This is a genomic window from Ruegeria sp. CF3, assembly GCF_056537365.1.
Genome location: NZ_JBQFRK010000001.1, coordinates 977,155 through 1,003,538 on the forward strand (window position 1 = coordinate 977,155; position 26,384 = coordinate 1,003,538).

The window sequence follows — 26,384 nt, forward strand, 5'->3', positions numbered from 1 at the left end:
GCGGCACTTGCGGCACTTTGTTTCTTCGACAGAAGGCACGATGACGATCCTTGCCCTTTTCCTGATCGTGATAGTCTTCACCGTGGCCGGGTTCGCGGTCGACGTCATGCGGTATGATCGCGAAAGGGTAAGGCTACAATACGCACTGGACCGCGCGGTCCTTGCCGCAGCTGACCTGGACCAAGAGCTTTGCCCACGGGTCGTGGTGAATGATTACATTCGCAAAGAAGGTTTCGATACGAATATCATCAAAAATATCAAGGTCGAGCCCGAGACATGCACGACAAACGACGACGGAACCGTGACTCAGGTTGCAGAACTTGAAGGAAAGCGGAAAGTCGAAGCCAGCGCCGACATGAGCATTGAGACACACTTCATGAAATGGAGTGGCGTCGATTACATTGATACAACCGCCACCAGCATCGCCGAAGAATCGATTGGTAACGTCGAGATTTCATTGGTTCTGGACGTCTCGGGTTCGATGCGCGGGACAAAGCTGACCAACCTCAAAAGTGCCGCTGAGGACTTTATCGATGAGATGATCCTGAAATCTGAAGATGGTAGATTGTCGATCTCAATCGTGCCCTACTCGGAACAGGTGTCGGTGCCTGACTACCTTATGAATGCTTTGAACACGATCGGGGCTAACGAAAGGGCCAATTGCATCGATTTCCAGGCTTCGGACTACACAACGACCGATTTCAACTATTACGACATCGTGGACGACGAAGGAAACATCATCACAAAAGGGGATTATGTCCCGCAAACTCTTCATTTCAAGGATAATGGCTCCAGCGACAAAAGGTTCAGCGACACGTTGGTAACCAGCAATACGTGCCGTCTTGAAACCACCACAGATCGGCGAGAGATGACGGTAATCCAGAATGATCCTGACATTCTGAAAGGTCAGATCCAGAATCTTGTGGCAAGCGGCTGGACTTCGATCGATGTGGGCCTCAAGTGGGGTCTAACTTTGCTTGACGATAGTATCCAACCGCTGATCGCTCAGATTGCAGACAGTTCAGAAATTCCGGACTCGTTCGCAATTCGGCCAGCCCCTAACAAGACCACGGACACCCTCAAGGTTCTGGTGCTGATGACGGATGGCGAAAACACTTATCAGCACAAAGTGAATCCGCCTTATAATGACGGCCCCTCGGACATCTATTGGAATGAAGATGCCGAAACGTATTCTATCTACGATGAAGAGTATGACCGCTGGGCTTGGCCTAATGTCGCCACAACTGTGCGGGACAGTTCGTACAGGCGCTGGACCCGCGACAAATACCAAGATCATGCCCATGGCAATGGGACTTATATGCGCTACCGCTGTACGGATTACTACAACGGCACCTGCTATTCGATGGATCGATCGCAAACACGCGAAGACTCCGAAGGGCTTTCAACAGATTCCGATCCAGTAGAACTGGAATGGCCTGATGTCTGGGCGCATACTGAAAAATACGCAATTCGGAATATGTTGCGTCACGCTTATGGCTGGGATCGCGGCGAAGAATTTGCAGCTGACTCCACGACCGAAATTGGTCCTTCGACCAAAAATCCAAATGTTGTAGATCTCTGCGAAGAAGCTGAAGAAGATAATGTCATCATCTTCTCGATCGCTTTTGAGGCACCCTACGGTGTTAAGCAGATGCTGAAAGACTGCGCGATCAAACCTGCCCGTTACTATGAAGCGACCGGCAATCAGATTGAACGCGTCTTCGATTCAATCAGCACCTCCATTCAAAACCTGAGGCTGACCCAATGACAAAGACACTGCGGAATCGGCTTCGGAGATTTCGAAAGAATGAGGATGGAAACTCGTCTATCGAGTTTATCTTCTGGTTTCCATTCTTCCTGTATGTCGCTTATTCAGGCATGGATCTGGGATTGCAATCCTTCCACCATGCCGATCTTGAACGATCTCTGGATATGACAATTCGGGAGGTTCGGCTTAATCGCCTTCCTGAAGGGGAAGATGAATGGGATCACGCGCTGCTGAAGAAAATGATCTGTGACGAAGCGCTGATAACCAATTGCTCGGAAAACCTTGCGCTCGAGATGAAGTCCATTGATCCGCGTGTCGGCAATCAGTTGGATCCAACCCCCTATTGCGTCGACACTCCGGAGACAATTCGTAAGCCGGACGAAGTTGTTTTTGAACAAGGGACTTCAAATGAGCTTATGATTATCCGCGCCTGTCTTGAGGTTTCACCTGTTTTTGGGCTTTCGATGCTGAGCGGCATTGCGAAGCAGGACAACGACGGCCAATGGGAACTGCAGGCGACGACCGTATTTGTTCATGAACCATTTGGTGGTTCATCAGCTGATCCTGACGATTCATCTGACACAACAGTGGATGTGGCCGATGCCTCGAATTAACAAAGAGAATCGCAACCTTCCCAAGGCACTGCTGAACCGCTTTCTCAAACGAGAAGACGGCGCCTTATCGGTCGAGGCAATGCTGATATTGCCGCTGCTGTTCTGGTCAATGTTTGCGTCTTACACCTATTATGACAGCTATCGCCAAAGCGCGATCAACATCAAAGGAGCCTACGCAGTTGCGGATGTGCTCTCACGCGAAGCTGAAGATGTTAACGCCGCGTATATCAACACCATGTACGACCTTCTGGAAAACATGGTTGATACCAGAGCACCGGTCTCGATGCGTGTGACCTATCTGACCTATGATGGTGATAACGATCTCCACGATGTTCTATGGTCCTGCGTGCGGGGCACCGGATATCAGAAATGGACCGACGCAGAGATCGTGAAAATCAAACAACGGCTTCCGGTAATGCCTGATAACGGCTCAATGATCCTGGTCGAAACCAACAATACATACAAAGCGCCATTCCAGATGGCATTCAAATTTGCTGACTTTGAAATGGATAATCTGGTCTTCACACACCCGCGTGTTTTCGACCAGATCGTCAATACCGACCCTGCTTGCTTGGGTGTCTAACTCTTTTCAGCAAGCATCGCCGACAGCATTTCCGACATGTATTTGGTCTCGGCGGCGGCTGTCATGCCGCCTATGCCAATCCTTCGTCCGACACGCCACCAAAGACCGGGCGCCCACTGGTTTGAGCTTCGTGCATGAGTGATTACCAAGAAGCCATTTGATGGCTTAAATGCGAACACGCCCCGGTCTACGCCTTCGACATCCTCGATATTGCAGATCACCTGCCCCGAGCCTGTGCGCAATTGGGATTGGGTCAGCTCGATCTTGTCTTCGGTCGCGTACCACATGCGACGGGCTAACCAGAACGCGGCTGCCCCGGAAACCAGTAAGAAGACCTGCCAGCCTAACTCAGGCGGCGATGCCAACGCGACGTAAATGACCAACGCCCCGACCGTGACCAGCATCCCTACCCCAGTCCAGCGCCGCGGTGCCGAGGCCGCGACCGTAGCCAGCACTTCTTCTTGCATATTGTTCTCCTGATTGTCCGCCCGCTTTAACCGCTTTGATACGCAAAGGACAGCGCCGCGTCACCTGTCTGAGCATCTTCGCACAGCTTCAGTGTTCCAGCGCAAATTGACTACCTCAGGCCGACGCATAAGTTCCGGTCAAAGGATCAGGAGGCTTTCATGTCACTCAGACCAACTTTGGAATTCCGCAAGGCGGTCCCGACGATGGAAGGCGCGGGCGTCAAACTGCACCGGGCGTTCGGGTTTCAGGACCCGTCGGAACTGGACCCGTTTCTGCTGTTCGATGATTTCCGGAATGACAACCCATTGGACTATATGGCCGGTTTTCCGTGGCATCCGCATCGGGGCATCGAAACGATCACTTATGTCCTGTCCGGTACAGTCGAACACAGCGACTCGTTGGGCAATAGCGGCACGCTGGGTGCCGGAGATGTCCAGTGGATGACCGCCGGGTCGGGTATCCTACATCAGGAAATGCCCAAGGGGTCGGCCAGCGGTCAGATGCATGGGTTCCAGCTGTGGGGCAATCTGCCATCAGATCAGAAAATGGCCGCCCCGCGCTATCAGGACGTTCAAAGCACTGATATTCCAGAAATCATCGATGATGATGGGACAAAGGTCCGTGTGATTGTCGGTACATTCTGGGGACGTACGGGCCCAGTGGACGGTATCGCTGCCGATCCGCAATACCTGGATATCAGCATACCGGCAGGGGTGAAAAAAACCATTCCGATCGACACATACCGCCGGGCCTTCGCCTATATCTTTGAAGGCAGCGCTGCCTTTGCGGATGCGTCTCGGCCAACTGGAATTCTTCTAGAGAAAGAGGTCGCCGGGCAAGAGGTCAACATCCGCGACATGTCAGGAGACAGGACGTTGGTTCGGTTCGGGACCGGAGACGAAATCACGGTTCAGGCCGGGCCCGAGGGTGTACGGTTTCTTTTGATCTCGGGCGCTCCGATCGATGAACCCGTGGCGTGGCATGGCCCGATCGTGATGAATACGCAGGCAGAATTACAGCAAGCGTTTCGGGAGTTGCGGAACGGAACGTTCATCCGCCCGGCCCACTAAGGGCTGGTCAGGCGGTAACCGCTTTGCGGACCATGTCCCAGTACACCTGCTCGACCTCATCCAGCGACAGGCGGCCACCGCTGCGATACCAAGTGATCACACCATTCAGCATGGCAATCACCGCTAATGTGGCGATCTTGGTATCGGAGACCGAAAATTGACCCGATTGCTGCCCGTTACGCAGAATATGCTCTAACGAGTCCTCGTAGCGGCGGCGCAGGGCCTCGATTTCGGCAAAATTTTCGGGGTTCAGATTGCGCAGCTCCATATAAGCGATGAACACCTCGTCGGGACGCTGCAGGTGAAAACGGATGTGGAACCCGACAAACTGACGCAACGCATCTTGTGGATTATCAAACCGGTCGAGATCGTCATAGGCGGCCATCAGATCCTGCATGTGATCGCGCATCAGCCGAAACAGCAGGCTCTGCTTGTCGGGCGTGTAATTATAGAGTGCCCCAGCCTGCACCCCCACCTCGCCTGCGATCTGCCGCATTGAAACCGCAGCATAGCCATGACGGGCAAACAGCCCCAGTGCGGCCTCGCGAATACGGGGGCCGGTGATATCGGAATGAGAACCTTGTGTACGCGCCATGCTTCGATCGTATCTGAACAGACGTTCAGATAGAACCCCGCTTGAACCATTCCGACAAAACGTGCATGACGGGATACACGCTGCGACCCGAAGGACTGCGATGAAGCTTTTGCTGCCCATTCTCTTTGTGCTGGTCACCGCCGGCTGCGCAAATATCCCTGAGTTGGAAGGCAGCGAAACCGCCGCATTGCGCAAGGCACCCTACCCCAAGCTTGTTGCTTTAGATCCCGCCCTCGGTCCTCCGACCGATCCAATCAGCGAAGCGGAAGAGGTAGAAGAAGACCTGACAGCACGCAGCGAAGCGTTGGCGGAAAAGGCCGAAGCGCTGCAGAATGCCGAGATTAACTAGGATTTCGGCCACGCCACTAGCTCCAAAAGATTAGACGGATTGCACCCCTGCCTCGAACCCGCTAAGGCAGCCCGCAAAGGACACTTCGCCATCGCGGGCGGTATTGCGAGCAGAAAGGACCCAAGGGAATGACACAGGCGCTGAGGCTTGGAATTGCCGGATTGGGAACCGTTGGCGTGGGTGTGGTCAAAATTGTGCGTCGTCATGCCGATTTGTTGCACGCCCGCACCGGGCGTCGCATCGAGATCACCGCAGTTTCGGCCCGTGATGCCAGCAAGGACCGTGGCGTAAACCTGTCGGATTATGCATGGGAAACCGATCCCGTTGCATTGGCCAAACGCGAAGACATCGATGTTTTTGTCGAACTGATGGGCGGCGAGAACGGCCCCGCGAAAGCTTCGGTCGAGGCGGCGCTGACCAGTGGCAAGGATGTCGTCACCGCAAACAAGGCGCTGCTGGCGATTCACGGGCAGGAATTGGCGGAATTGGCTGAGGCCGCAGGGCGTGTAATTCGCTTCGAAGCGGCTGTCGCGGGTGGTATCCCGGTAATCAAATCTCTGACCGAAGGACTGGCGGGTAACGAGATCACGCGTGTCATGGGCGTCATGAACGGTACCTGCAACTATATTCTGACCCGGATGCAATCGCAGGAGTTGGGCTATAACGCCCTGTTCGAGGAATGCGCGCAGCTTGGCTATCTTGAAGCTGATCCCAATCTGGATGTTGGCGGCATCGACGCGGCGCACAAACTGGCGCTGCTGTCTTCGATTGCCTTTGGCACCAAGCCGAATTTCGATGGGATCGAGATCGAGGGCATTCAGCATATTAGCCTCGATGACATCCATCAGGCCCACGACATGGGGTATCGCATCAAGCTGTTGGGTGTAGCACAGCGAACGGCGCGCGGACTGGAACAGCGGATGCAACCCTGTCTAGTGCCGAGCAATTCTCCGCTAGGTCAGTTGGAAGGCGGAACAAACATGGTTGTGCTGGATGGGGACGCAGTTGAACAAATCGTTCTGCGTGGCCCCGGTGCTGGCGAAGGCCCCACCGCCAGCGCAGTGATGGGCGACGTCTGCGATCTGGCGCGAGGCCTGCATATACCGACATTTGGCCGCCCCGCGACGACCCTGCAAGACGCAGCCTCCGCCGTTACTGGCTTACCTGCACCCTACTATCTGCGGCTCGGTCTTCTGGACAAGCCCGGCGCTCTGGCAAAGGTCGCGGCGATTCTGGGCGATGCTGGAGTCTCGATCGACCGGATGCGGCAGTATGGGCACACAGAAAGCACAGCGCCCGTGCTGATCGTGACCCACAAAACCACGCGGGCGACGCTGGACCATGCACTGGATGGCCTGCGCGCCACCGATGTGGTGGCCGGAGAACCCGTCGCCCTGCGTATCGAACAAGTCTGACCCCTTGCGGCCTATGCTGCGCGCAGGCTATGCCGGATAAAACGCCTTAGCTGACCAAAGGATATGCGAAGATGAACGCTGCCAAGATCGATTTCAACGACCGCCTGCTGTCTCTGGGCCTTGCACGGGTGGCAGAACAGGCCGCGCTGGCGTCCGCCTCTCTGGTTGGCCGGGGTGATGAGAAAGCTGCCGATCAGGCTGCCGTCAACGCTATGCGTGAACAACTGAACCTTCTGGACATTGAGGGTGTCGTTGTCATTGGTGAGGGCGAGCGTGATGAAGCACCGATGCTCTATATCGGCGAAGAGGTTGGCACTGGTAACGGCCCGGGCGTAGACATTGCGCTGGACCCGCTTGAAGGCACAACCCTGACCGCCAAGGACATGCCCAACGCGCTGACCGTCATTGCCATGGGCCCGCGCGGCTCAATGCTACACGCTCCGGACGTATACATGGACAAACTGGCCATTGGTCCGGGCTTTCCCGAAGGTGTCGTAAGCTTGGACATGAGCCCGCGCGAGCGAGTTGAAGCGCTGGCCAAGGCCAAAGGCTGCGAGCCTGCGGATATTACCGTATGCATATTGGAGCGTCCTCGCCACGAAGCGATGATTGCTGAAGTCCGCGATACCGGTGCGTCGATCCGCCTGATCACAGATGGCGACGTCGCAGGTGTGATGCATTGCGCCGAAAGCGAAGTGACCGGCATCGACATGTATATGGGTCAAGGTGGCGCGCCCGAGGGTGTGCTTGCCGCAGCCGCGCTGAAATGCATGGGCGGTCAGATCTTTGGCCGCCTGTTGTTCCGTAATGACGACGAACGTGGCCGGGCGGCCAAGGCGGGCATCACAGATCTGGACCGTGTTTATGCGCGCGACGAGATGGTAACGGCGGATGTAATCTTTGCTGCTACTGGGGTCACCGGAGGTTCACTGCTGCCGCGCATCAAGCGGGAACCGGGTTGGGTTGAAACAACGACGCTGCTCATGCGATCAAAAACGGGCTCGGTGCGGCGGATGTCCTACCGCACGCCGATGTGGCCACACAACGAAGCATAGCGGCTTGCGCCAGCGCCTTCAGCAAGAGTATTCATAAAAGACCAAGAGGCCGGATCCCCAGGGGTCCGGCCTTAGTGCATGAGGTGAGATGTGGCATTTCTGGGCGTAGAGCAATCTCTGACGGGGCGACGCTGGATCGGACCGGGGATTGAGGTCGAGCGGTCAGCAGAAATGATGGCGCAGCAGACAGATCTGCCTCGCGCCGTCTGTCAGGTTTTGGCACGGCGCGGTGTACCGGTGATGGAGGCCGCCGGTTTCCTGGAACCCAAGTTGAAGGAACTGCTGCCCGACCCGCGATCGATGAAAGATATGGACGTCGCTGCAGCCCGGTTTCTACAGGCTGTGCGCAAGCGCCAAAAGATCGCAGTGTTTGCTGACTATGATGTGGACGGGGGCAGTTCGGCTGCGTTGTTGTTGGTGTGGCTGCGCCAGATGGGGCTTGCCGCGACGCTTTATGTGCCCGACCGGATTGATGAAGGCTATGGGCCAAATGTACCTGCAATGCAGGAACTGGCGGCTAGCCATGACCTGATCATCTGCGTGGATTGCGGAACGCTGAGCCACGAACCTATCGCGGCGGCGAAGGGTGCGGATGTGATCGTTTTGGATCACCATTTGGGTGCAGAAACCCTGCCGGATTGCGTCGCCGTGGTGAACCCGAACCGACAGGACGAAAGCGGCGATCTAGGCTATCTCTGCGCTGCTGCGGTGGTGTTCCTGATGTTGGTCGAGGCAGGTCGTCAGTTGCGTGAGGCCGGGGCCAAGGGGCCGGATCTGATGGCAATGCTCGATCTGGTGGCGCTGGCCACGGTGGCAGATGTTGCGCCATTGATCGACGCCAACCGGGCGCTGGTTCGACAGGGTCTGAAAGTGATGACCCAAAGGCAAAGGCCCGGCTTGGTCGCGTTGTCAGACGTGGCGCGCATGGATACCGCGCCCAACAGCTATCATCTGGGGTTTCTGCTGGGGCCGCGCGTCAATGCTGGCGGTCGCATTGGTCAGGCTGATCTTGGCGCGCGGCTGCTGAGCACGGACTCGATCACTGAGGCCGAAGCCTTATCCGAGCGGCTGGATGCCCTGAATTCGGAACGGCGCGAGATCGAAAACGCGGTCCGCGCGGCGGCTTTGGCGCAAGCCGAGGACCGTGGGTTGGATGCGCCGCTGGTCTGGGCCGCAGGCGACGGTTGGCATCCCGGGGTGGTAGGTATCGTTGCTTCGCGGCTGAAAGAGTCGGCAAACCGGCCCGCTATCGTGATCGGGTTCGACGGGGATGAGGGCAAAGGTTCAGGCAGGTCGATCTCGGGCGTTGATCTGGGCGCGTCGATCCAGCGACTGGCTGCCGAAGGGCTGCTGGTCAAGGGTGGTGGCCACAAGATGGCGGCCGGTCTCACGGTGATGCGTGATCAGTTGGAGCCTGCAATGTCGCGCCTGTCCGAGCTTCTGGCCAAGCAGGGTGCAGGCCAAGGCGGTCCCGCCGACTTGAAACTGGACGGGGCGCTGATGCCCGGGGCCGCGACAGTCGATCTGATCGAACAGGTAGAGAAAGCGGGTCCTTTCGGGGCCGGTGCCCCTGCCCCGCGCTATGCGCTGCCTGATCTGCAAGTGCGCTTTGCTAAACGCGTGGGCGAAACACATTTGAAGCTGTCACTTTCGGATGGAATGTCTGGCGGACTGGATGCCATCGCCTTTGGCGCGTTCGACGGCCCGTTGGGGGATCGCCTGTCTAATCACGGCGGTGCGCGGTTCCATTTCGCGGGTCGGCTTGAGGTGAATACCTGGGGCGGACGACAGAGCGTGCAGCTGCGGCTGGAAGACGCGGCAGAAGCTGTCTGACAACCGTTTCAACGCCGCTCAGGAACGGCCAAAAAAGTTTCACAGCCTTGCGTTTTTCGTCTTGCGGGGGGGGAAGGTAAACCGTAAAAGGCCCTCCACAAGCCAGCGTGGCCCGTTCGTCTATCGGTTAGGACGCCAGGTTTTCAACCTGGAAAGAGGGGTTCGATTCCCCTACGGGCTACCACTTGTGCTTGTCTGGTCTAAATGGCCCGTTCGTCTATCGGTTAGGACGCCAGGTTTTCAACCTGGAAAGAGGGGTTCGATTCCCCTACGGGCTACCATTTTCTTCAATGCTACAATCGTTCCCGGCGACGTATTCTTGCAGCATCGTGTTTAGCACGAAACCTGCGCGCCCCGTTTTGAAGACGTGAAATGCGGTTGAAGGCACGCCTGTCAATGGCTGCCCCGGACCGAGTTCACCAGCATTTGGTATTTGCCATTCCATCACCAAGCCTGCACAGTTTTGGCCAACAACAGATATGATTTGGATTCCCAATGGATTACCTCAAAGAACGCAAAGACTTCGCGATCGCGATCTGCAAGGAAGCTGGCACAATCGCCTCCAGATATTTCTCCGACCGAGGCGGTTTGATCGTCGATCAAAAAGGCGCACAGGATTGGGTCAGCGAGGCAGACCGGAATGTCGAAACCTTCATCCGCCAGAGGATCGCCGAGGCTTGGCCCAACGATGGCATATTTGGCGAAGAGCATGGTGAAACACAAGGTTCAAGCGGATTTGACTGGGTGATCGATCCAATCGATGGCACCACGAATTTCGTCAATGGCATTCCGGCCTGGACCATCGTTCTGGCGGGCGTCGCTGAGGAAAATACCGAGATCGGTGTAATCCATGACCCAAATATCAATGAGACCTTCGTAGCCTCGCGCGGAGGCGGGGCAACACTGAATGATGCGCCAATGAGGGTCGCTTCGGGTGTTGCGCTGCATCAAGGAACGGTGGCAGTGGGTTATTCGAACCGGGTGGATAACCGTAACATTGTTCCAATCGTCGCGAACCTGATCGAGCGTGGGGCCATGTTTCACAGAAACGCCAGTGGCGCGCTGTCACTGGCCTATGTCGCAGCGGGCCGGCTGCTTGGCTATGTCGAAGAACATATGAACGCCTGGGATTGTCTGGCTGGTCAATTGATGATTGCGGAAGCAGGCGGCGTGGTCGAAGATCAGGACGCAGGCGCAATGATCCGCAACGGCGGTCGGGTGATCGCTGGTACTCCGGATGTGTTTGATACTTTGCGTGAAATCTCTGAGAACGCATGGCAGGCCTGACAATCTAGTCGATTGAGCGCCATCCGCTCAGCGGTTTGAGGTCCGTTAGATCGGCTTGCCAATAATGGCCTTGCCCGGGCTGATCATACCTCCGATCAATGGGGTGGCCCGACAAGGAGCACCACAGAAGGGTCCCGACGGCCCCATGGGTAACGATGGCGAGGTCACTGCCATCATGCGTTTCGATAATTGAAGTTACTGCTTGGTTTATCCGCCGCTGGGCGGCAACGGCAGTTTCCCAGCCGCGAAAACTGGTGTTGGGGTGGGCAAAAAATGCGTCAGCGGCAGCTTCGAACCGGTCACGCGGCAGAAAACCGGTGGCGCTTCGATCATTCTCGCCAAGTGCGGCATCTTGTTTTGTCGGCAGGTTTCGTGGCGCGGCAAGGATGTCGGCAGTCTCGCGGGCCTTTTGCTCGGTGCTAGCCCATAGGTGAGTGACATGTGCAAAAATCTCGCTGGCTGCAAAGGCCGCAGCCCGATGGCGACCTATCGCGCTAAGCCCCCAGTCCTGAATAGGGATGTTCGGGTCGATGATGACCTCAGGGTGCGTGATGATCAGAAGATTGGGCATCTATTCGGGCAAAAGGACCGGACCTTTCTCGGCGAAGGCCATCCGTACTTCTGTACCCGGCTCAAGCGGAGCATCGACATCGTCATGAACCGCAAAGACCTGCCCGAACGCTCCGGTCAGAGTGTACTCCATGCGGACGCCCACATAGGTGGCCTTTGAGACGGTCGCCGCAACCCCCTGCGCGGCACCGATCACAAGCCGGGAGGGTCGGATGGCAACGGTCGCAGACCCTTTAGGCAAGCCGCGGGAAGGCAAGGTATGGCGATAGCCTTCGATCTCAATGGTGGCCATGTCGCCGTCGACAGAGATGATCTGGCAAGCCAACAGGTTGGCCTCGCCAATAAAATCCGCAACGAAGCGATCGTTCGGTGCATCATAAAGCTGACGTGGCGTGCCAATCTGGGCGATCGCGGCATTCCGCATCACGACGATTTCGTCCGATACTGCCAGAGCCTCTTCCTGATCGTGTGTCACGTAGACGACGGTCAGGCCAAGGTCTTGCTGAATGGCCCGAATGTCCTCGCGCACCTGACGGCGCAACTTCGCATCAAGGTTGGATAGCGGTTCATCGAACAGCAACACCTGCGGTTCCAACACCAAGGCCCGCGCTACAGCGACGCGCTGCTGCTGTCCGCCAGACAGTTCTGACGGGAGGCGGCTGTCAAAACCTTTCAGGCCAACCAGCTCCAAACCGTCCAGCGCGCGGCGGCGGGCCTCGTCTTTAGCAAAGCCCGAGAACGTGAGGCCATACATCACGTTCTCAAGCACGCTCATATGAGGAAACAGCGCATAAGACTGGAACACCATGGATACGTCGCGGTCCGTCGCGGGCAGTTTGGTCACATCGCGATCCCCGATGGTGATCTTTCCTGAGGTGGCCATTTCGAGCCCTGCGATCATCCTCAGCGTCGTCGTCTTGCCGCAGCCTGACGGGCCCAACAGCGTGACCAGTTTTCCTGCATCGACATTCAGGTCAATATTGTCGACGGCAACGACATCCTTGCCGAACATCTTTGTCACGGACTCGAACCGAACCGGCGCGGCTTTGGACTGCAGGCTCATGTCAAACTCTCCTAAACATTGGTCCGCGACTGCGTCATTCGTCGCCCGATCTTGGTCCGACCCACGATCAGCTGCATCAGGGCAACCACTGACAGCATCACAAAGATCAGTGTGGTGGAATAGGCGATGGCGAGACCATAGTCGTTATTCTCGACCCGCCCGATGATATAGCTGGTCGCCATGTCATATTCCGCGCTGACCAGAAAGATCACGGCCGAAATCGCCGTCATGGCCCGCACGAAGCTGTACACAAGCGCCGCAAGAATTGCCGGGCGCAGTAGTGGTAGGATGATCCGCCGGAAAGTCTGCCACGAATTTGCCCCGAGGGTCAGAGATGACTCGTCAAGACTGCGATCCAGTTGCGACATGCTGGCGATGCCGGCTCGGACACCGACCGGCATATTGCGGAAGATGAAGCTGACAACAAGGATGACACCGGTTCCCGTGATCTCGATCGGTGGCACGTTGAAGGCGAGAATGTAGCTGACGCCGATCACCGTGCCAGGGATGGCAAAGGACAGCATGGTGCCGAACTCAAAAGCATCTTTGCCTGCGAAACTCTGCCGGGTTAGTAGATAGGCCGTCACGAGCCCAACTGCAGCCGTAAGCGGCGCGGCGATTGCGGCGATTGTTATGGTGGTCCAGAAACTGTCCCATGCGGCCCCTGTCCAGCGAATTCCTTCCGCCTCGAACCGAACCGAGAAGGCAGTTACGTAGTGCTTGAACGTCAGGGAATTGTTGACCCCCCACAGCTCGACCACACTGCCGTAGACGATCATGGCGTAGACGACGATGGTAAACACGGCCCAGCCAAGGGCGACGGTTAGCACCGGGATGGAAAGGCCGGTTGGCATCAATGGATGTACGCCAGCGTCACCTTTGCCCGTGACTGTGGTGTAGCTTTTCTTACCCAGCCAGGCTCGCTGCGCGTAAAAGGCAGAAAGCGTGAAGAACAACAACACCATGGCCAGAACCGCAGCGCGACCCTGATCATATTGCGCACCAACAATTGCAAAGAAAATCTCGGTCGACAGCACATCGAAATTGCCACCTAACACAAGTGGGTTGCCGAAATCGGCCATGCTTTCGATGAAGCCCAGAAGGAAAGCATTGGCAAGGCCAGGGCGCATTAACGGTAGGGACACGGTTTTGAACGTCTGCCATCTATTCGCGCGCAATGTCTGGGCCGCTTCTTCCATCGAGGGAGACACCCCTTCAACGACGCCAATCAGCACAAGGAAGGCGATGGGTGTAAATGCCAAAGTCTGAGCAATCAGAACACCCGGCATGCCATACAGCCAGCGAGTGGGTTGGGTGCCGATTAATTCGGCAAAGAACTGCGTTACTGAACCCGACAATCCAAACAGCAGGATCAGCGCTAGGCCGATCACGAACGGTGGCGTGATAATCGGCAGAACCGTCAGTGCGCGCAACGCGCGCTTGTACCGAAAGCCCGAGCGGGTCACGACAAGCGCAAAGCACAAGCCGAGCGCAGTGGTGATGAAGCCGACGAGGATGGCCAGAAACAGTGAGTTCCATGCCGCCCCGCATCGTGCGCCCCAGAAACATCCCAGCCCCCAAAGCCGGTCGTCAAAGAATTTCGAGAAGAACACTGCGATGGAGTACGCGCCCTCTTCCGTCACAAAGGCAGCGAACAGCATCTTGGCGATAGGAAAGAATACAAACGCGGTGACGATGGTGATCACACCACCGATGGCGCTGACCACGAAGACGTCTCCGTTAATCGCCCCACGTGCGGCGACACCCTGGGTCAGAAGGAACAGAAAACTCGACGCGCAGATCATCGCGCCATAGCCCATGCCGAATTGCCGATCACCGAGCTCTCCGAACAAGGCTTCCAGCCAATCGAAATTGTAGCCTCGGATTCCGATGCTGAACCCTTGTGCGATCAGCCAGCCGAAGCCCAGTGCCCCTGACAGGATCAGAATGCGCGCATGAAGCGGATCTGATTTGGCGCGTCTTAACACCAGAAGTGGCAGCAGGAGTGCAATAAGAAGCGGAGCAAGCCACAGCTTTTCACCCTGCCCGATTAGAAAGGCAGCAGGCGCATAATCTTCGTCGAAAGGGTAGCCGTCCAGCAGCCAATCGAACGACCACAGGCCACCGTCAACCATGTACCACGGCAGCAGGCAGAATCCGACCCACCCGGCGATGACCCAGAAGATCAGAACCGGATGGGTCGTTTTTGTCGTGTCGTCAGTCATTTACTGCGGCAGTACCGAAACCTCTTCGTCCCATTTCTGCAGCAAGCGCTTGCGCTCATCCGACGAGCCGTATTTCTTGAAGTCATAGTCGATCAGCTTGATCTGGCTCATGTCAGGCGCGCTTTCCGAAGTTTCAGCACCTTTGTTTGACGGCACTTGGAAGGCATTTACCTGAAGGGCGAGGTTCTGCGCCTCGGGCGACAATGCCCAGTCATAGAACTTTTTGGCCTCATCTTCGTTGCGCGCGCCTTCGATGATCGACATCGAACCGATCTCGTAACCAGTACCTTCACATGGCGCGACGACTTTGATCGGGAAACCCGATACCGCCTGCTTTACTGCGTCATGCATGAAAACGATACCAATTGTATTCTCGCCTCGACCAGCAGCCTTGATCGGTGCCGAGCCTGACTTGGTGTATTGGTTGATGTTCGAATGCAGCCCCTTCATGAACTCAAATCCTTCGTCCTCGCCGAAGATTTGCACCATCGAGGCCAGGGTCGTGTAGGCCGTACCTGATGAGTTCGGGTTCGCCATCTGAACGTGCCCCTTGTACTCGGGCTTCAGAAGGTCCTTCCAGCAAGCAGGTTCGGGAAGGTTGTTCGCGGCGACAAGATCGGCATTGTAGCCGTAACCAAGCGCACCTGAATAGATGCCGATGGTCTTGTTACCCGCGCTTTCCGCCTGAGAAATCGCCCAATCATGAAGCTGGTCACGCATCGGCGACATGTATTCCATCGTCAGGCCCTCTTCTGCGGCCTGCAGATGCGGATCCCCCGTTCCGCCCCACCAAACGTCACCCTTTGGGTTGGAGCTTTCTGCACGGATCTGAGCAAATGTCTCACCCGAGGATTTACGGGTCATATTAACGTCGATGCCGGTCGCGTCCTCAAAACTGCGCGCCATAAGCTGGCACCAATCCTCTTGCGCAGAACAATAAAGTGTCAACTTGTCAGCCTGTGCCGCTGACATCGATGCGGCAAGGGCAATAAGCGATCCCAACGTTGTGGATGTAAATTTCTTCATTGATTTCTCTCCCTTTAAGTTCACTGCGTCCGGATTTCCCGGCTCTTATATGCCCTTCCTCATGCGGCCTTTCGCAATTTTTCGATAACAGCCAACGTCTCTTGATTATCTGACAGGCTCTTTAACAAACGCGCCAGTTCTTTCTCTTCGACAAGCTTTGCCGCCTTGGCAGGTGAGAACCAGTGGCGCTTGCGTTCGTCGCGTTCCTTCCAACGGCGTTTGAGCCGTTCCACAATCAACGGATAAAGCGTTACGCGGCAAGGCACGCTGCTTTTACCCTCGTATCGCTTGTCATAGTGAAAGCACCCGATCGATTTCTTGGAGATAAAGCCAACCGCTCCGGCCTCTTCCAAAGCTTCGATTTCAGCGGCATGCCAAGGCTTCTTACCATCCATCATCCAACCTTTGGGGATGACCCACCGCCCCCGGTCACGCGAAGTGACCATGAGAACCCGCAGCTTGTCGGACTTGTCCCATCGCACTGGAAGCGCACCGATCTGATCTGTGAATTCGGTCTTGCTCATGCGCGCGCTCTTGGCTCTGGCACTACGCAAAGGGCAATGGCAACACATACGTGCTGTTGAACAAGGTGGCTACATCCAGAACGCCGGTGCACTTCGATTGCTACGCCTCGAAATAGAAACAGTTCTTTGAAGTCTCACAATGAATCGTGGGCTTTGCAACAGAAATTGTTGCAAAACGACTGAAACGCCACAAAAGTGAGATTGAAACCGAGTCGGATTGCCAGATGCCCAAAGCGGAAACGCGCGATAAGAAAACCAACAAGGGCCAGAGTCGGTTCAAGAAATCCGACCGCCGCCGTGAGATATTGTTGGAATTGAAGCTTCGCCCGCACGTCCGGATCAGCGAATTGGCGCAGCGTTTCAATGTTTCGGCGGAAACGGTGCGCAGGGATTTTGATGCCCTAGCTGATGATGGGCTGATCTCGCGGGCGCATGGCGGTGCCTCTGCCCCGATACAAGGACGTTATCCAAGTCTGGATGAGCGCACCCACGCCCGCCTTGATGAGCGTGAAAAGATCGGCAAATGCGCAGCTGACCTGATTCAGGAAGGCGAGACGGTGATGATCGATTCCGGCTCAACCACGATCGAGATGGCCCGTATGTTGGCGTATCGGGGCATTCACTGCACGGCAATTACGAATTCGATACCGGTGGCCATGACCCTTGGTCACGCACCCGTTGAAGTCATTCTATGCCCAGGCGAATATCTGACCGCCGAGTCCGCCACGATCGGGACAGATACACTGGATTTCCTGTCTCGTTTCAACGTCGATCGCTGCATGATTGGCGCGTCCGGCCTGTCAGAAGAAGGGCCGTCAGAGACCGTGCGCGGTTTCGCAACCGTCAAACGGATGATGCTGGCACGCGCCGCGACGCGACATCTTCTGATCGGGTCCGAGAAATTCGACCGCAAAGGTTTGACCCGTGTGGGCGACCTTGACGGGCTGAATTCAATCGTAACTGATACCCAACCAACAGGGGATTTGCTTGGCGCGATCAACGACGCCGGGGTGAAGATTCTTGTCGCTGAGCAGTCCTTACAAAGAACGACAAACCGTGGACAGAAAAGCCACGCATGACTGGGAGGAAGAAATGAAATTTGATATCAAACTACTGATCGGAGCTTCCGCAATCGCGCTCTTGTCACTGTCGGGCACGGCTTCGGCGCAAGACTGCCCGCGCGGTGATCTGGATGCGCGGTTCTGTGATGCCGATGGCGATCTGATCGCGGATATCCCCGCTGATCCTGCCGATCAGATTGATCCTGATACTCTGATCTTTGCCTACACCCCGGTTGAAGACCCTGCCGTATACAAAACTGCTTGGTCAGACTTTCTTGATCATCTGAAAGCGGAAACTGGCAAAGACGTTGTTTTCTTTCCAGTTCAGAACAACGCGGCCCAGATTGAGGCCATGCGTTCGGGGCGTCTGCATATTGCGGGCTTCAATACCGGTTCAAACCCGTTGGCCGTGAACTGCGCCGGATTCAGGCCCTTCACGATCATGGCGTCGAAAGACGGAAACTTCGGATACGAGATGGAGATCATCACCTATCCCGGTTCAGGCATCGAAAAGGTTGAGGATATCAAGGGCAAGCAATTGGCCTTTACTTCTCCTACTTCGAACTCGGGCTTCAAAGCGCCCTCGGCGATCCTGAAAAGCGATTTTGATCTGCTTCCCGAACGCGATTTTGAGCCGGTTTATTCGGGCAAACACGACAACTCGATCCTGGGTGTCGCAAACAAGGACTATCTGGCTGCCTCGATCGCTAATTCGGTCAAATCGCGGATGATCTCGCGCGATGTTATCAACGAAGACGACGTCATCACGATCTACAAGTCGCAGACCTTCCCGACGACAGGCTTTGGAACCGTGTACAACCTGACGCCGGAGCTACAGGAGAAAATCCGCAATGCCTTCTTCAGCTTCGACTGGGAGGGAACGACGCTTGAGGCCGAGTTCTCGAAATCGAATGAAGGTCAGTTCCTTGAGATGACCTATCAGGAGTTCTGGGACGTCATCCGCAAGATCGACGCGGCCAACGGCGTTTCCTACGCCTGCCAGTAGTCGATACTACATCCAACGGGCCCTGCGGGGCCCGTTACCACCCGAACCGGGGGCATAAATGCTGCGGCTTCAAAAGCTTACAAAAACTTATAAAACCGGCGATCAGGCCCTGAAGGCGATCGATCTAGATGTGCCAAAGGGCCAGGTTCTGGCGCTGATCGGGCCTTCTGGTGCTGGCAAATCCACCATGATCCGCTGCATTAACCGTTTGGTTGAACCCACAAGTGGCGAGGTTCTGCTGGACGACATGGACCTAGTCAAACTCGGCTCGGGCGCGCTGCGGAAAGCACGTCGTGAAATGGGGATGATCTTTCAGGAATACGCACTGGTTGAACGCCTGACCGTCATGGAAAATGTACTGTCGGGACGGCTGGGATATGTTGGGTTTTGGCGGAGCTTCCTGCGACGTTACCCCCAGTCTGACGTGGATGAAGCATTCCGCCTGCTGGATCGCGTGGGTCTGTTGCATATGGCCGACAAACGCGCGGACGAACTGTCAGGTGGTCAGCGTCAGCGGGTTGGAATATGCCGGGCGCTAATCCAAAATCCCAAGCTTCTGCTGGTCGATGAACCGACCGCCTCACTGGACCCAAAAACCAGCCGTCAGATCATGCGCTTGATTACCGAGCTGTGTCAGGAACGCGGATTAGCCGCGATAATCAACATTCATGACGTGGCCCTTGCGCAAATGTTCGTACCGCGCGTCGTTGGCCTACGCTTTGGTGAAATCGTATTTGACGGCCTCCCCTCTGGGCTTACGCCTGACAAGTTGACCGAAATCTATGGCGAAGAAGACTGGGAAGCGACCATAGAGAAAGTTGAAGACGACGAAGAGATCGAGGCCGCGGAATGAGCCATCCCGAACTTGATGACCTGCTGGGCAAAGGCTGGCGGAAACCGGCCTTCGTCAAAAACGCCTTACTGCGCTGGACCTTGATCGTTGGATTCGTCGCCTATCTGATTGCGGCATTTATGACCATCGAGGTGGATTGGGGCCGGGTTTATGAAGGCTTGGATCGCGGTTGGGCTTTTGTCCTTGCTTTCACAAGCCCGGATTTCATATCGCGCTGGAGTGATATCTGGAGCGGTCTTCTTGAGAGCATCGTGATGACGGTTGCAGCGTCGGTGGTGGGCATCCTGATATCGATCCCGATCGGACTGGGCGCTGCACGCAATATTGCGCCTCTCCCGGTCTATGTGATCTGCCGAGGCATTGTTGCGATCAGCCGCGCCCTGCAAGAGATCATCGTCGCCATTCTTCTGGTTGCCATCTTTGGGTTCGGACCTTTGGCCGGCTTCCTGACACTGTCCTTCGCCACTATCGGTTTCCTGTCCAAGCTCTTGGCTGAAGACATCGAGGCCATGGACAAAGTGCAGGCCGAGGCGATCAAAGCCTCGGGCGCGCGATGGATGCAATGGATCAACTACGGCGTGCAGCCACAGGTCATGCCGCGACTGGTCGGGCTGTCGATGTACAGGATCGATATCAACTTTCGCGAAAGTGCAATTCTTGGGCTTGTGGGGGCCGGCGGCATTGGGGCAACGCTGAATACGGCGTTTGACCGCTATGAGTATGACACTGCGGCAGCCATTCTGATCCTGATCATCGGGATCGTCATGGCGCTCGAATACCTCTCGGGTATCATCCGCGCGAGGGTCCAGTAATGCCAGTGCTTGAACATGAAGGTACGCAAATCTGGCGCAGACGCACGACCGGTCAAAGCCTTGTGCGTTGGTTTTGCTGGCTGTTGGGTGTGGCGGTCTTTGTCTACTGCTGGCAGATCATCTCGGCCTCGACGACATGGTTCTTTGTGTGGGACGCACCCCGGATCGCGAACGATATCTGGACCCGCGCGACACCACCAAAGTGGGACTACATCACGCAGTTAGGCCGCCCGATCTGGGACACGCTGAACATCGCCACACTTGGTACGATCATTGCGCTGTTCCTTGCCGTACCGGTCGCCTTTCTGGCCGCCCGCAACACCACGCCATCGGCCGTGTTCATCCGCCCCATCGCGTTACTGATCATCGTCTCAACCCGCTCGATCAACTCGTTGATCTGGGCGCTTTTGTTAATCGCAATCATTGGACCCGGAGTATTCGCAGGTGTTATCGCCATAGCCATTCGTTCGATCGGCTTCTGCGCCAAGCTTCTCTATGAAGCCATCGAGGAAATTGATCACACCCAAGTCGAAGCCATCACCGCCACCGGCGCATCCCGCTGGCAGGTCATGGCATATGGTATCGTCCCGCAAATATTGCCCGCCTTTGCCGGGATCGCCGTATTCCGCTGGGACATCAATATTCGCGAGTCTACGGTTCTTGGCCTCGTAGGCGCAGGCGGCATCGGGCTGCAGTTGTCGGCGTCGCTGAACGTTCTGGCATGGCCGCAGGTCAGCCTTATCCTGATCGTCATTCTGATTGCCGTCATGATCAGCGAATGGGTGTCTGCCAAAGTACGAGGGGCAATTATTTGAGCCGCTTCACGACCCAAGAGGCTTTCGACGCCTACGAGGCCGTTCGGCATCGACTTCCGGCTGCTGAACCGGCTGTTCAATCCTATCAGCATGCGAACACTTTGATGGATATTGCTGAAGGCTTCGATGTATTCCTTCTGGATGCGTTCGGTGTCCTCAATATCGGCGAGACTGCGATTCCCGGTACAGCCGTGCGGATTGATCAGCTCAAAGCCATGGGTAAACGTGTTCTGGTCGTCTCGAATGCAGCTGGTCACCCTCATGCGGCGCTCGTCGAGAAATACGCCCGGCTGGGATATGATTTTGCGTCAGAGGATATCATCACAAGCCGCGCAACACTGCTGGCTGAGCTAGGCGGTCAACGCGCGCTGCATTGGGGTTTGATGGCAACACCCAGCACCGGCCTTCGCGACCTGGAAGATTTGAACCTGACTTATCTCGATGACGATCCCGAGCCCTATGACTCGGTTGAGGGGTTTCTGATGATCGGCTCAGCCGTCTGGTCCGAGGCACGTCAGGCCCATTTGGAAGCAGCCCTGCTAAAACGCCCGCGTCCGGTATTGGTTGGAAATCCGGACATAGTCGCACCACGCGAGCACGGATTTTCAAACGAACCCGGTCTGTTCGCGCACCGTCTTGCCGACCGAACCGGCGTTGTACCCGAATTCTTCGGCAAACCATTTGAGAATATTTTTGACTTGGCTTTCAAGCGACTTGGCCGGGTCGATAAAACTCGCGTGCTTATGGTTGGCGACAGCTTGCATACCGACATATTGGGGGCCCATGCTGCCGGAATCGCCTCGGCCTTGATTTCGGGGTACGGTTTTTTCGCAGGGCATGACGTCGTTGACGCAATCACACAGGCGCAAATCATGCCGGATTTCGTTGTGAACCGACCATAATCTGATCACGCCTGCTTAGTTCCGCTTCAAATCCAAGCGCCCGTCCGTGCTTTTCAATACTCGCCATGTGATCAATTCGCGAAGGCATCACAGGTCGTTGTTGGCTCATCGCTTCCCAAATACTGAACCCTGCGCCCTTCATCAAAGGTTGGACTGCCCAACGCACATGCGATCTCTAAGCTCAACCTGTCCCAAACCCGAACATCACCGGCTTCGCTGGTTGTCGCAAAAGAATGTCCGTCAGGTGCAAGCGCGATACGCCAGGTCGGGCCTGCATGAATCTTTTCGACAGGCATGAGCCGACGGTGCGTCGCGGTATCCCACCAATGCAGTTCCCCAGATCGGTCGATTGCCACCAAGGTTGCCTCATCCGCCAAAAAGGCAACATCTGTCGCCCCACCCTTATGGCCACCATAAGCGGCAAGCTCTTCGCCGGTTTCAACATCCCACACCTTGACCACCTCATCGCTGGAAGCAGTTGCAGCCTGTGTGCCATCACGACTGAAAGCAACACTCCAAAGCGTGTTGTCATCAGCTTCAATCACTCTGATCAACTGACCGTCGCCAATCGACCAAATATAGACCTTACCATCCACCGAGGCCGCTGCCAGCATGCTGCCATCTTCAGAGACGGCGACACGATTTGCCTGAATGTCAGCTGGCGCAAAGCTCTTGACCAAATCAGCCTCTGAGATATCGATTTGCAGCACTCCATCTCCTGTCGCCACAAAGACCTCGGGACCTGACCCCGGCATGATCGACCAGACGGGAGCCTGCCCCAGATCGAGTTGATTTTTCAGCCGCATGGCAGCCGTGTCCCAGATTTTCAAGCCGCCTTCGCGATCACCAGTCACCATGGTTTTGCCATCCAGCGAGAAAGAGATCGCCCACACCTGGCTTTCATGCCCCTTCAGCTGCATGGGTTTCATGGAAGCCTCCATCTTCCAGACCCAGATGTTCCCCTCACTGTCACCGATGGCTATAGACTTTGCATCCGGCGTATAAGCGATGCCCAGCGCCTTTGCCCCGTTCTGCAAAACAAGCGTGTCTTTGCTGCCGGGGTCGGTTCCAATCCGCCAGAGACGTACCTGCTGATCCCGGCCCAAAGTCGCCAGCAACGGGGCATTTTGGGCGACTTCAAGGTCCACAACCCTCTGACTGTGCGCTTGCACCACGTCGCCAACACGTTCCATGTTTGAATTTTCCAATCGCAGCGTTCCGTCTGCCCCTGCCCCTACCAGCAGATTGTCCGGCGCGGTAAATGCTGCTGCTACGATGTCGGTACTATCTGAAAAACGATCAACAATCGGAGAACCATCCGGAAAACCAATCGTCGTGACCTTCCCGTTCGTATGGGCTACCGCGAATGTTCTCCCGTCGCGGCTGAAGGACAGGTGATCGGGGTCAGGCCCCAGCGGACCGCCCGGTATCGGCGGAAATGCAGGCGTAGCCTTTGCGTCGACCCAGCCGAATATGCCACCATCGACATTTCCGGCAACAAGTCCTTCTGAAACGGGCGAAAACGCGACCTTTTTGAAGCCCAGCGGCATTTTCGCCAATGGCTCTCCAATTTGCATTCCATTGGAAACGTTCCAGAGGCGAACGGTCCCGTCACCGGTCGCCGACGCGATACGCTTGCCGGTGGAATCAAAGGCCACGCCAAATGCGACGTCATTGCCAGAAAACAGTGTCGTGATCGGGCCGTATCTGGCCGAACCAACATTCCAAAGGCGGACATCCCCATCCGTTGCCGCTGAAACCAGCAACTCTCCATCGGGAGAGAATGCAACATCCCTTATCCCGCCGGAATGCCCCACCAGTTCAGCAATAACCGCTCCGCCGGATTCAGCCCTATGAACCACGATGCGCCCATCACGCAATCCAACCGCAACACGCGTACCGGATGCATCAATAGCCATCGTCTGCGCGTCACCAACCGTAAACGGGCTGCCCAATGGGACAAGCCCACCCTCACCCAAATTTTGCCGAGCCATCAGCATCGCCGCCCGCGCTTCTGATGTCGAACCGGCAGTTTCGGCTCGGACAATCGCTTCGGCGCTGAGTGACAGGGCAAGCAAGGGATCTGTATCCGATAACCCGTTCGCCGCAGCGCCTAGCGCCCTTGCGAACCTTTCATTGGCTTCAGCTGTTGCGGCAACTGCCATCTGTCTGTTGCTTTCGGCAAGGTTGGACGCGCGGATAGCCAAGAAAGACGAAACCGTTGCGCCAATGGCCAGCAAGGCAAGGGCAGCAACGGCAACTTGATTGATACGTCGACGCCGACGCCGGCGCATCTTGGATGCAGCCTGCGCTTGGTCACGCGCGTCTCGTGCAGCGCCCAGAAATTCCCGCTCTAACGCACCGAGGATATTCTGGTTCTTCACCGACCATTCTTCAGCCGACAACAACCTTGTGCCGCGATAAAGTAAATCGGGCTCGCGATTTTCAACATCCCACTCTGCAGCATCATGCTGAATACGCTGACGCATGCGCAGATCATCGCGGCTTTCTTCGATCCATGAATTAAGTCGCGGCCATGTACGCAGCAGCGCCTCATGCGCAATCTGAACATTTTTGTCATCCAGCGTCAGCAACCGCGCATCTGTCAAAGCTTCAACGACCCGCCGCGTTGTGTCCGGGTCCGAGTCGCGCTCGATCTCATCGATCGGCAACAACCGCCGTGTGTCCGGTGTCCCCTCGCCGGGCGTAACCAGACGCAAGAATAGCCGCCGGGTTGCCTCTTGCTGAACTTTGTCAAAAACGTCTGTAAAAAGTGTCTCTGCTGTCTGGCTGATTGCCCCTGTGACACCACCGGACTGACGGTAGCCGTCCAGAGACATGACCGCACCTTTACGTCGGCTCCATGTTTCATACAGAGAATGCGCCACCAGCGGGAGCGAACCCGCTTCGCGCCCGGCCTCATCAACGATCGCATCAATAAGGGACCTGTCCATGTGCAAACCAGCTGCATGTGCCGGTTCGCTGATTGCGCGGCGCAGCTCGGGCCGTGTCATCGGCCCAACCAAAAACTGGTTTTCCGAGATTCGATCCGCAAGCCACGGTATCTCTGCACAGGATGCATAAAAGTCCGCACGGATTGTCAGCACGATACGAACACGGCTATCTGCGGGGTCTGTCATAGCTGACAAGGCTTCGATGAACTTGCTTCTGCGTTCATGTTTGACCAGCGTGAACAGTTCTTCGAACTGATCAATGCAGATCAACAACTCTCCTTCATTCGCGGTGGCCAAACGGCGCGCCGCACTCGGATAGGCGATGAAGTCGTTGAGCGAGACCTGAGCCGTAAGGTGAGAATTGTCGCCGATGAGTTGAAAGTACAAATCGGTCATTGGATCGCGCCCGGGGGTAAAAACACAAACGCGCCAGTTTTCGCTACCGGATATCGCGTTGGCAGCGATCGCTGGCAGCAGCCCTGCTCGCAGAACGGATGATTTACCACTGCCGGATGAGCCACCCAGAACCAATATCCGGCTCTGTTGAAGCCGGGTCACAAGTTCCTCAACAAGATCCTCGCGTCCAAAGAAATAGTCGGAATCCTCTGGCTGGAACGCGGCGAGCCCTTTGTAGGGGCATTCCACCCTACTTTCCGATATCTGCGTCACCGCTTCGGATGCGGCCTCTCGCCGGTCACGATCCAACGCCTCATTCATTGCACTGCGCCAGGACACCATATCCAGAAAACGCGCCTGCGGGTCCATTGCCATCCCGTGCTCAATGCAATCGCGCCACATTTCCGGCAGGCTGGAAAGATACTCGGTAACGCGATGGAATGGCGGCGGCGCCTTTCCCGTCAGGACATGCCACATCAGCGCGCTAGCCGAATAGATGTCGGTCATCGGCGTCACGGGTTGCCCGTGCTCAGCTTGTTCTGGCGCTTGGTAGAGCGGTGTCCCAGCCATCATGGTCGCGCCGGTCACACCGATCGCTAAATCCTTCGCAATACCGAGATCCGCCAGGAAAACCCTCTCGTCTAGGCCGACCAAAGCATCAGAAACCGTCGTGCTGTTATCGTCTTTGGACCGCTTCACTCGTTGCAGAAGGACATTTGCGGGTTTGACGTCCCGATGCACGACATTCGCGTCGTGAACCGCAGACAAGCCATCTGCCATTGCATCAATCAGTATTTCCACACCTTCGCGTTTGGCCAAAGCAGCGGGGCTTAGACGCTTTAGTCGGTCGGCCAATGTGCCGCGATCCGCGTAGTCCATGACAAAATAGGGCCGCCCGTCCTCCAAACGCCCCACGTCATGCACGGAGACAACGCGCGGAGATCGAATGCGCCGCAACAGACGGGCTTCTTCGAGAAAATGGGTGATGACTTTGTCATTGGTCGCAAGGTTGGCGTGCAGAATCTTGAGGGTTACCGGAACCTCCAACTCGTCATCCCGCGCAAGGACAACCGCCGCGAACCCACCGCTCGCGATTTCACGGTCAACAGCGTAACGGCCGATGAACGCGGGAAAAGTCAT

At 56.3% G+C, this 26,384-nt stretch carries 23 protein-coding genes and 2 tRNA genes; 17 read left to right on the forward strand and 8 right to left on the reverse strand.

Annotated features, from left to right (window positions below; translation table 11 throughout):
• The first annotated feature begins 40 nt into the window (after positions 1–40).
• Genes ACR0KC_RS04950 through ACR0KC_RS04960 form a run of 3 tightly spaced genes read left to right on the forward strand, consistent with a single transcriptional unit; the run spans position 41 to position 2,965 of the window.
• The gene (locus tag ACR0KC_RS04950) at positions 41–1,768 is read left to right on the forward strand and encodes a pilus assembly protein TadG-related protein (RefSeq protein WP_255612046.1); all 1,728 of its coding nucleotides are present in this window, start codon (positions 41–43) and stop codon (positions 1,766–1,768) included.
• Positions 1,765–2,382 carry a TadE/TadG family type IV pilus assembly protein gene (locus ACR0KC_RS04955; RefSeq protein ID WP_170396272.1) on the forward strand — a complete coding sequence of 206 codons (618 nt, stop codon included), beginning with the start codon at positions 1,765–1,767 and terminating at the stop codon, positions 2,380–2,382. Before ACR0KC_RS04950 ends, ACR0KC_RS04955 begins: the two co-directional genes overlap by 4 nt.
• Positions 2,369–2,965, forward strand: coding sequence for a hypothetical protein (locus tag ACR0KC_RS04960; protein ID WP_170396270.1), 597 nt, complete (start codon positions 2,369–2,371; stop codon positions 2,963–2,965). The genes ACR0KC_RS04955 and ACR0KC_RS04960 overlap by 14 nt, the downstream gene beginning before the upstream one ends.
• Here the strand turns inward: ACR0KC_RS04960 and ACR0KC_RS04965 are convergent.
• Positions 2,962–3,432 (reverse strand): hypothetical protein, encoded by a 471-nt coding sequence (locus ACR0KC_RS04965; protein ID WP_480771552.1) that lies wholly within the window; start codon positions 3,430–3,432, stop codon positions 2,962–2,964. The two genes, ACR0KC_RS04960 and ACR0KC_RS04965, sit on opposite strands and share 4 nt — an antisense overlap.
• Positions 3,433–3,591: 159 nt before the next feature.
• Here ACR0KC_RS04965 and ACR0KC_RS04970 point away from each other — a divergent pair, with 159 nt between their 5' ends.
• The gene (locus tag ACR0KC_RS04970) at positions 3,592–4,503 is read left to right on the forward strand and encodes a pirin family protein (RefSeq protein ID WP_170734763.1); all 912 of its coding nucleotides are present in this window, start codon (positions 3,592–3,594) and stop codon (positions 4,501–4,503) included.
• A 7-nt stretch (positions 4,504–4,510) separates the two neighbouring features.
• Here ACR0KC_RS04970 and ACR0KC_RS04975 read toward each other — a convergent pair whose 3' ends face one another.
• Complete coding sequence (locus ACR0KC_RS04975) at positions 4,511–5,098, reverse strand: TetR/AcrR family transcriptional regulator (RefSeq protein ID WP_170512799.1); 588 nt, start codon at positions 5,096–5,098, stop codon at positions 4,511–4,513.
• A 100-nt stretch (positions 5,099–5,198) separates the two neighbouring features.
• Here ACR0KC_RS04975 and ACR0KC_RS04980 point away from each other — a divergent pair, with 100 nt between their 5' ends.
• From ACR0KC_RS04980 to ACR0KC_RS05010, 7 genes are all read left to right on the forward strand, one after another.
• Positions 5,199–5,447: a hypothetical protein gene (locus tag ACR0KC_RS04980; protein ID WP_480771553.1), complete on the forward strand. Its 249-nt coding sequence runs from the start codon at positions 5,199–5,201 to the stop codon at positions 5,445–5,447.
• A 128-nt stretch (positions 5,448–5,575) separates the two neighbouring features.
• Positions 5,576–6,862, forward strand: coding sequence for a homoserine dehydrogenase (locus ACR0KC_RS04985; RefSeq protein ID WP_170734741.1), 1,287 nt, complete (start codon positions 5,576–5,578; stop codon positions 6,860–6,862).
• 71 nt (positions 6,863–6,933) lie between these two features.
• Complete coding sequence (glpX, locus tag ACR0KC_RS04990) at positions 6,934–7,917, forward strand: class II fructose-bisphosphatase (protein ID WP_170422349.1); 984 nt, start codon at positions 6,934–6,936, stop codon at positions 7,915–7,917.
• Between the two features lie 90 nt (positions 7,918–8,007).
• Positions 8,008–9,750 (forward strand): single-stranded-DNA-specific exonuclease RecJ, encoded by a 1,743-nt coding sequence (gene recJ / locus ACR0KC_RS04995; protein WP_223117848.1) that lies wholly within the window; start codon positions 8,008–8,010, stop codon positions 9,748–9,750.
• 109 nt (positions 9,751–9,859) lie between these two features.
• A tRNA-Glu gene (locus ACR0KC_RS05000) sits at positions 9,860–9,934 on the forward strand.
• A gap of 22 nt (positions 9,935–9,956) precedes the next feature.
• Positions 9,957–10,031 (forward strand) — tRNA-Glu (locus ACR0KC_RS05005).
• 214 nt (positions 10,032–10,245) lie between these two features.
• Positions 10,246–11,037 carry an inositol monophosphatase family protein gene (locus tag ACR0KC_RS05010; RefSeq protein WP_170612481.1) on the forward strand — a complete coding sequence of 264 codons (792 nt, stop codon included), beginning with the start codon at positions 10,246–10,248 and terminating at the stop codon, positions 11,035–11,037.
• Positions 11,038–11,041: 4 nt separating this feature from the next.
• Here ACR0KC_RS05010 and ACR0KC_RS05015 read toward each other — a convergent pair whose 3' ends face one another.
• From ACR0KC_RS05015 to ACR0KC_RS05035, 5 genes are read right to left on the reverse strand one after another with little or no spacing between them, the layout of a single operon-like run.
• Entirely contained in the window at positions 11,042–11,608 is a 567-nt protein-coding gene (locus ACR0KC_RS05015; protein ID WP_170403387.1) for a histidine phosphatase family protein, read from the reverse strand.
• Positions 11,609–12,670, reverse strand: coding sequence for an ABC transporter ATP-binding protein (locus tag ACR0KC_RS05020; RefSeq protein ID WP_480771554.1), 1,062 nt, complete (start codon positions 12,668–12,670; stop codon positions 11,609–11,611). It lies immediately after the preceding gene.
• Between the two features lie 11 nt (positions 12,671–12,681).
• Positions 12,682–14,895: an ABC transporter permease gene (locus ACR0KC_RS05025; protein ID WP_480705243.1), complete on the reverse strand. Its 2,214-nt coding sequence runs from the start codon at positions 14,893–14,895 to the stop codon at positions 12,682–12,684.
• Entirely contained in the window at positions 14,896–15,921 is a 1,026-nt protein-coding gene (locus tag ACR0KC_RS05030) for an ABC transporter substrate-binding protein (protein WP_170422361.1), read from the reverse strand.
• Positions 15,922–15,980: 59 nt separating this feature from the next.
• Positions 15,981–16,445: an NUDIX hydrolase gene (locus ACR0KC_RS05035; RefSeq protein ID WP_170396245.1), complete on the reverse strand. Its 465-nt coding sequence runs from the start codon at positions 16,443–16,445 to the stop codon at positions 15,981–15,983.
• Between the two features lie 224 nt (positions 16,446–16,669).
• Here ACR0KC_RS05035 and ACR0KC_RS05040 point away from each other — a divergent pair, with 224 nt between their 5' ends.
• From ACR0KC_RS05040 to ACR0KC_RS05065, 6 genes are read left to right on the forward strand one after another with little or no spacing between them, the layout of a single operon-like run.
• Positions 16,670–17,524, forward strand: coding sequence for a DeoR/GlpR family DNA-binding transcription regulator (locus ACR0KC_RS05040; protein ID WP_170422365.1), 855 nt, complete (start codon positions 16,670–16,672; stop codon positions 17,522–17,524).
• A 13-nt stretch (positions 17,525–17,537) separates the two neighbouring features.
• Complete coding sequence (gene phnD / locus ACR0KC_RS05045; RefSeq protein WP_170396240.1) at positions 17,538–18,512, forward strand: phosphate/phosphite/phosphonate ABC transporter substrate-binding protein; 975 nt, start codon at positions 17,538–17,540, stop codon at positions 18,510–18,512.
• A gap of 58 nt (positions 18,513–18,570) precedes the next feature.
• The gene (gene phnC / locus ACR0KC_RS05050; RefSeq protein ID WP_480705245.1) at positions 18,571–19,365 is read left to right on the forward strand and encodes a phosphonate ABC transporter ATP-binding protein; all 795 of its coding nucleotides are present in this window, start codon (positions 18,571–18,573) and stop codon (positions 19,363–19,365) included.
• Positions 19,362–20,177: a phosphonate ABC transporter, permease protein PhnE gene (gene phnE / locus ACR0KC_RS05055; RefSeq protein ID WP_170403405.1), complete on the forward strand. Its 816-nt coding sequence runs from the start codon at positions 19,362–19,364 to the stop codon at positions 20,175–20,177. Before phnC ends, phnE (ACR0KC_RS05055) begins: the two co-directional genes overlap by 4 nt.
• Complete coding sequence (gene phnE, locus ACR0KC_RS05060) at positions 20,177–20,992, forward strand: phosphonate ABC transporter, permease protein PhnE (RefSeq protein ID WP_170396234.1); 816 nt, start codon at positions 20,177–20,179, stop codon at positions 20,990–20,992. The genes phnE (ACR0KC_RS05055) and phnE (ACR0KC_RS05060) overlap by 1 nt, the downstream gene beginning before the upstream one ends.
• A complete protein-coding gene (locus tag ACR0KC_RS05065; RefSeq protein WP_480705247.1) occupies positions 20,956–21,894 on the forward strand; it encodes an HAD-IIA family hydrolase in 939 nt (312 codons plus the stop codon). The genes phnE (ACR0KC_RS05060) and ACR0KC_RS05065 overlap by 37 nt, the downstream gene beginning before the upstream one ends.
• 71 nt (positions 21,895–21,965) lie before the next feature.
• Here ACR0KC_RS05065 and ACR0KC_RS05070 read toward each other — a convergent pair whose 3' ends face one another.
• Positions 21,966–26,384, reverse strand: coding sequence for a WD40 repeat domain-containing serine/threonine protein kinase (locus ACR0KC_RS05070; RefSeq protein WP_480705249.1), 4,419 nt, complete (start codon positions 26,382–26,384; stop codon positions 21,966–21,968).

Coding starts and splice junctions, on each gene's coding strand:
- phnC (WP_480705245.1), top strand. CDS start 18,571: ATGCTGCGGCTTCAAAAGCTTACAAAAACTTATAAAACCGGCGATCAG.
- ACR0KC_RS04950 (WP_255612046.1), top strand. CDS start 41: ATGACGATCCTTGCCCTTTTCCTGATCGTGATAGTCTTCACCGTGGCC.
- ACR0KC_RS05065 (WP_480705247.1), top strand. CDS start 20,956: ATGGGTGTCTGCCAAAGTACGAGGGGCAATTATTTGAGCCGCTTCACG.
- phnD (WP_170396240.1), top strand. CDS start 17,538: ATGAAATTTGATATCAAACTACTGATCGGAGCTTCCGCAATCGCGCTC.
- ACR0KC_RS05035 (WP_170396245.1), bottom strand. CDS start 16,445: ATGAGCAAGACCGAATTCACAGATCAGATCGGTGCGCTTCCAGTGCGA.
- ACR0KC_RS04970 (WP_170734763.1), top strand. CDS start 3,592: ATGTCACTCAGACCAACTTTGGAATTCCGCAAGGCGGTCCCGACGATG.
- glpX (WP_170422349.1), top strand. CDS start 6,934: ATGAACGCTGCCAAGATCGATTTCAACGACCGCCTGCTGTCTCTGGGC.
- phnE (WP_170396234.1), top strand. CDS start 20,177: ATGCCAGTGCTTGAACATGAAGGTACGCAAATCTGGCGCAGACGCACG.
- ACR0KC_RS04965 (WP_480771552.1), bottom strand. CDS start 3,432: ATGCAAGAAGAAGTGCTGGCTACGGTCGCGGCCTCGGCACCGCGGCGC.
- ACR0KC_RS04985 (WP_170734741.1), top strand. CDS start 5,576: ATGACACAGGCGCTGAGGCTTGGAATTGCCGGATTGGGAACCGTTGGC.
- ACR0KC_RS05025 (WP_480705243.1), bottom strand. CDS start 14,895: ATGACTGACGACACGACAAAAACGACCCATCCGGTTCTGATCTTCTGG.
- ACR0KC_RS05010 (WP_170612481.1), top strand. CDS start 10,246: ATGGATTACCTCAAAGAACGCAAAGACTTCGCGATCGCGATCTGCAAG.
- ACR0KC_RS05040 (WP_170422365.1), top strand. CDS start 16,670: ATGCCCAAAGCGGAAACGCGCGATAAGAAAACCAACAAGGGCCAGAGT.
- ACR0KC_RS05015 (WP_170403387.1), bottom strand. CDS start 11,608: ATGCCCAATCTTCTGATCATCACGCACCCTGAGGTCATCATCGACCCG.
- ACR0KC_RS05070 (WP_480705249.1), bottom strand. CDS start 26,384: ATGACTTTTCCCGCGTTCATCGGCCGTTACGCTGTTGACCGTGAAATC.
- phnE (WP_170403405.1), top strand. CDS start 19,362: ATGAGCCATCCCGAACTTGATGACCTGCTGGGCAAAGGCTGGCGGAAA.
- ACR0KC_RS04980 (WP_480771553.1), top strand. CDS start 5,199: ATGAAGCTTTTGCTGCCCATTCTCTTTGTGCTGGTCACCGCCGGCTGC.
- ACR0KC_RS04975 (WP_170512799.1), bottom strand. CDS start 5,098: ATGGCGCGTACACAAGGTTCTCATTCCGATATCACCGGCCCCCGTATT.
- ACR0KC_RS04955 (WP_170396272.1), top strand. CDS start 1,765: ATGACAAAGACACTGCGGAATCGGCTTCGGAGATTTCGAAAGAATGAG.
- ACR0KC_RS05020 (WP_480771554.1), bottom strand. CDS start 12,670: ATGAGCCTGCAGTCCAAAGCCGCGCCGGTTCGGTTCGAGTCCGTGACA.
- ACR0KC_RS05030 (WP_170422361.1), bottom strand. CDS start 15,921: ATGAAGAAATTTACATCCACAACGTTGGGATCGCTTATTGCCCTTGCC.
- ACR0KC_RS04960 (WP_170396270.1), top strand. CDS start 2,369: ATGCCTCGAATTAACAAAGAGAATCGCAACCTTCCCAAGGCACTGCTG.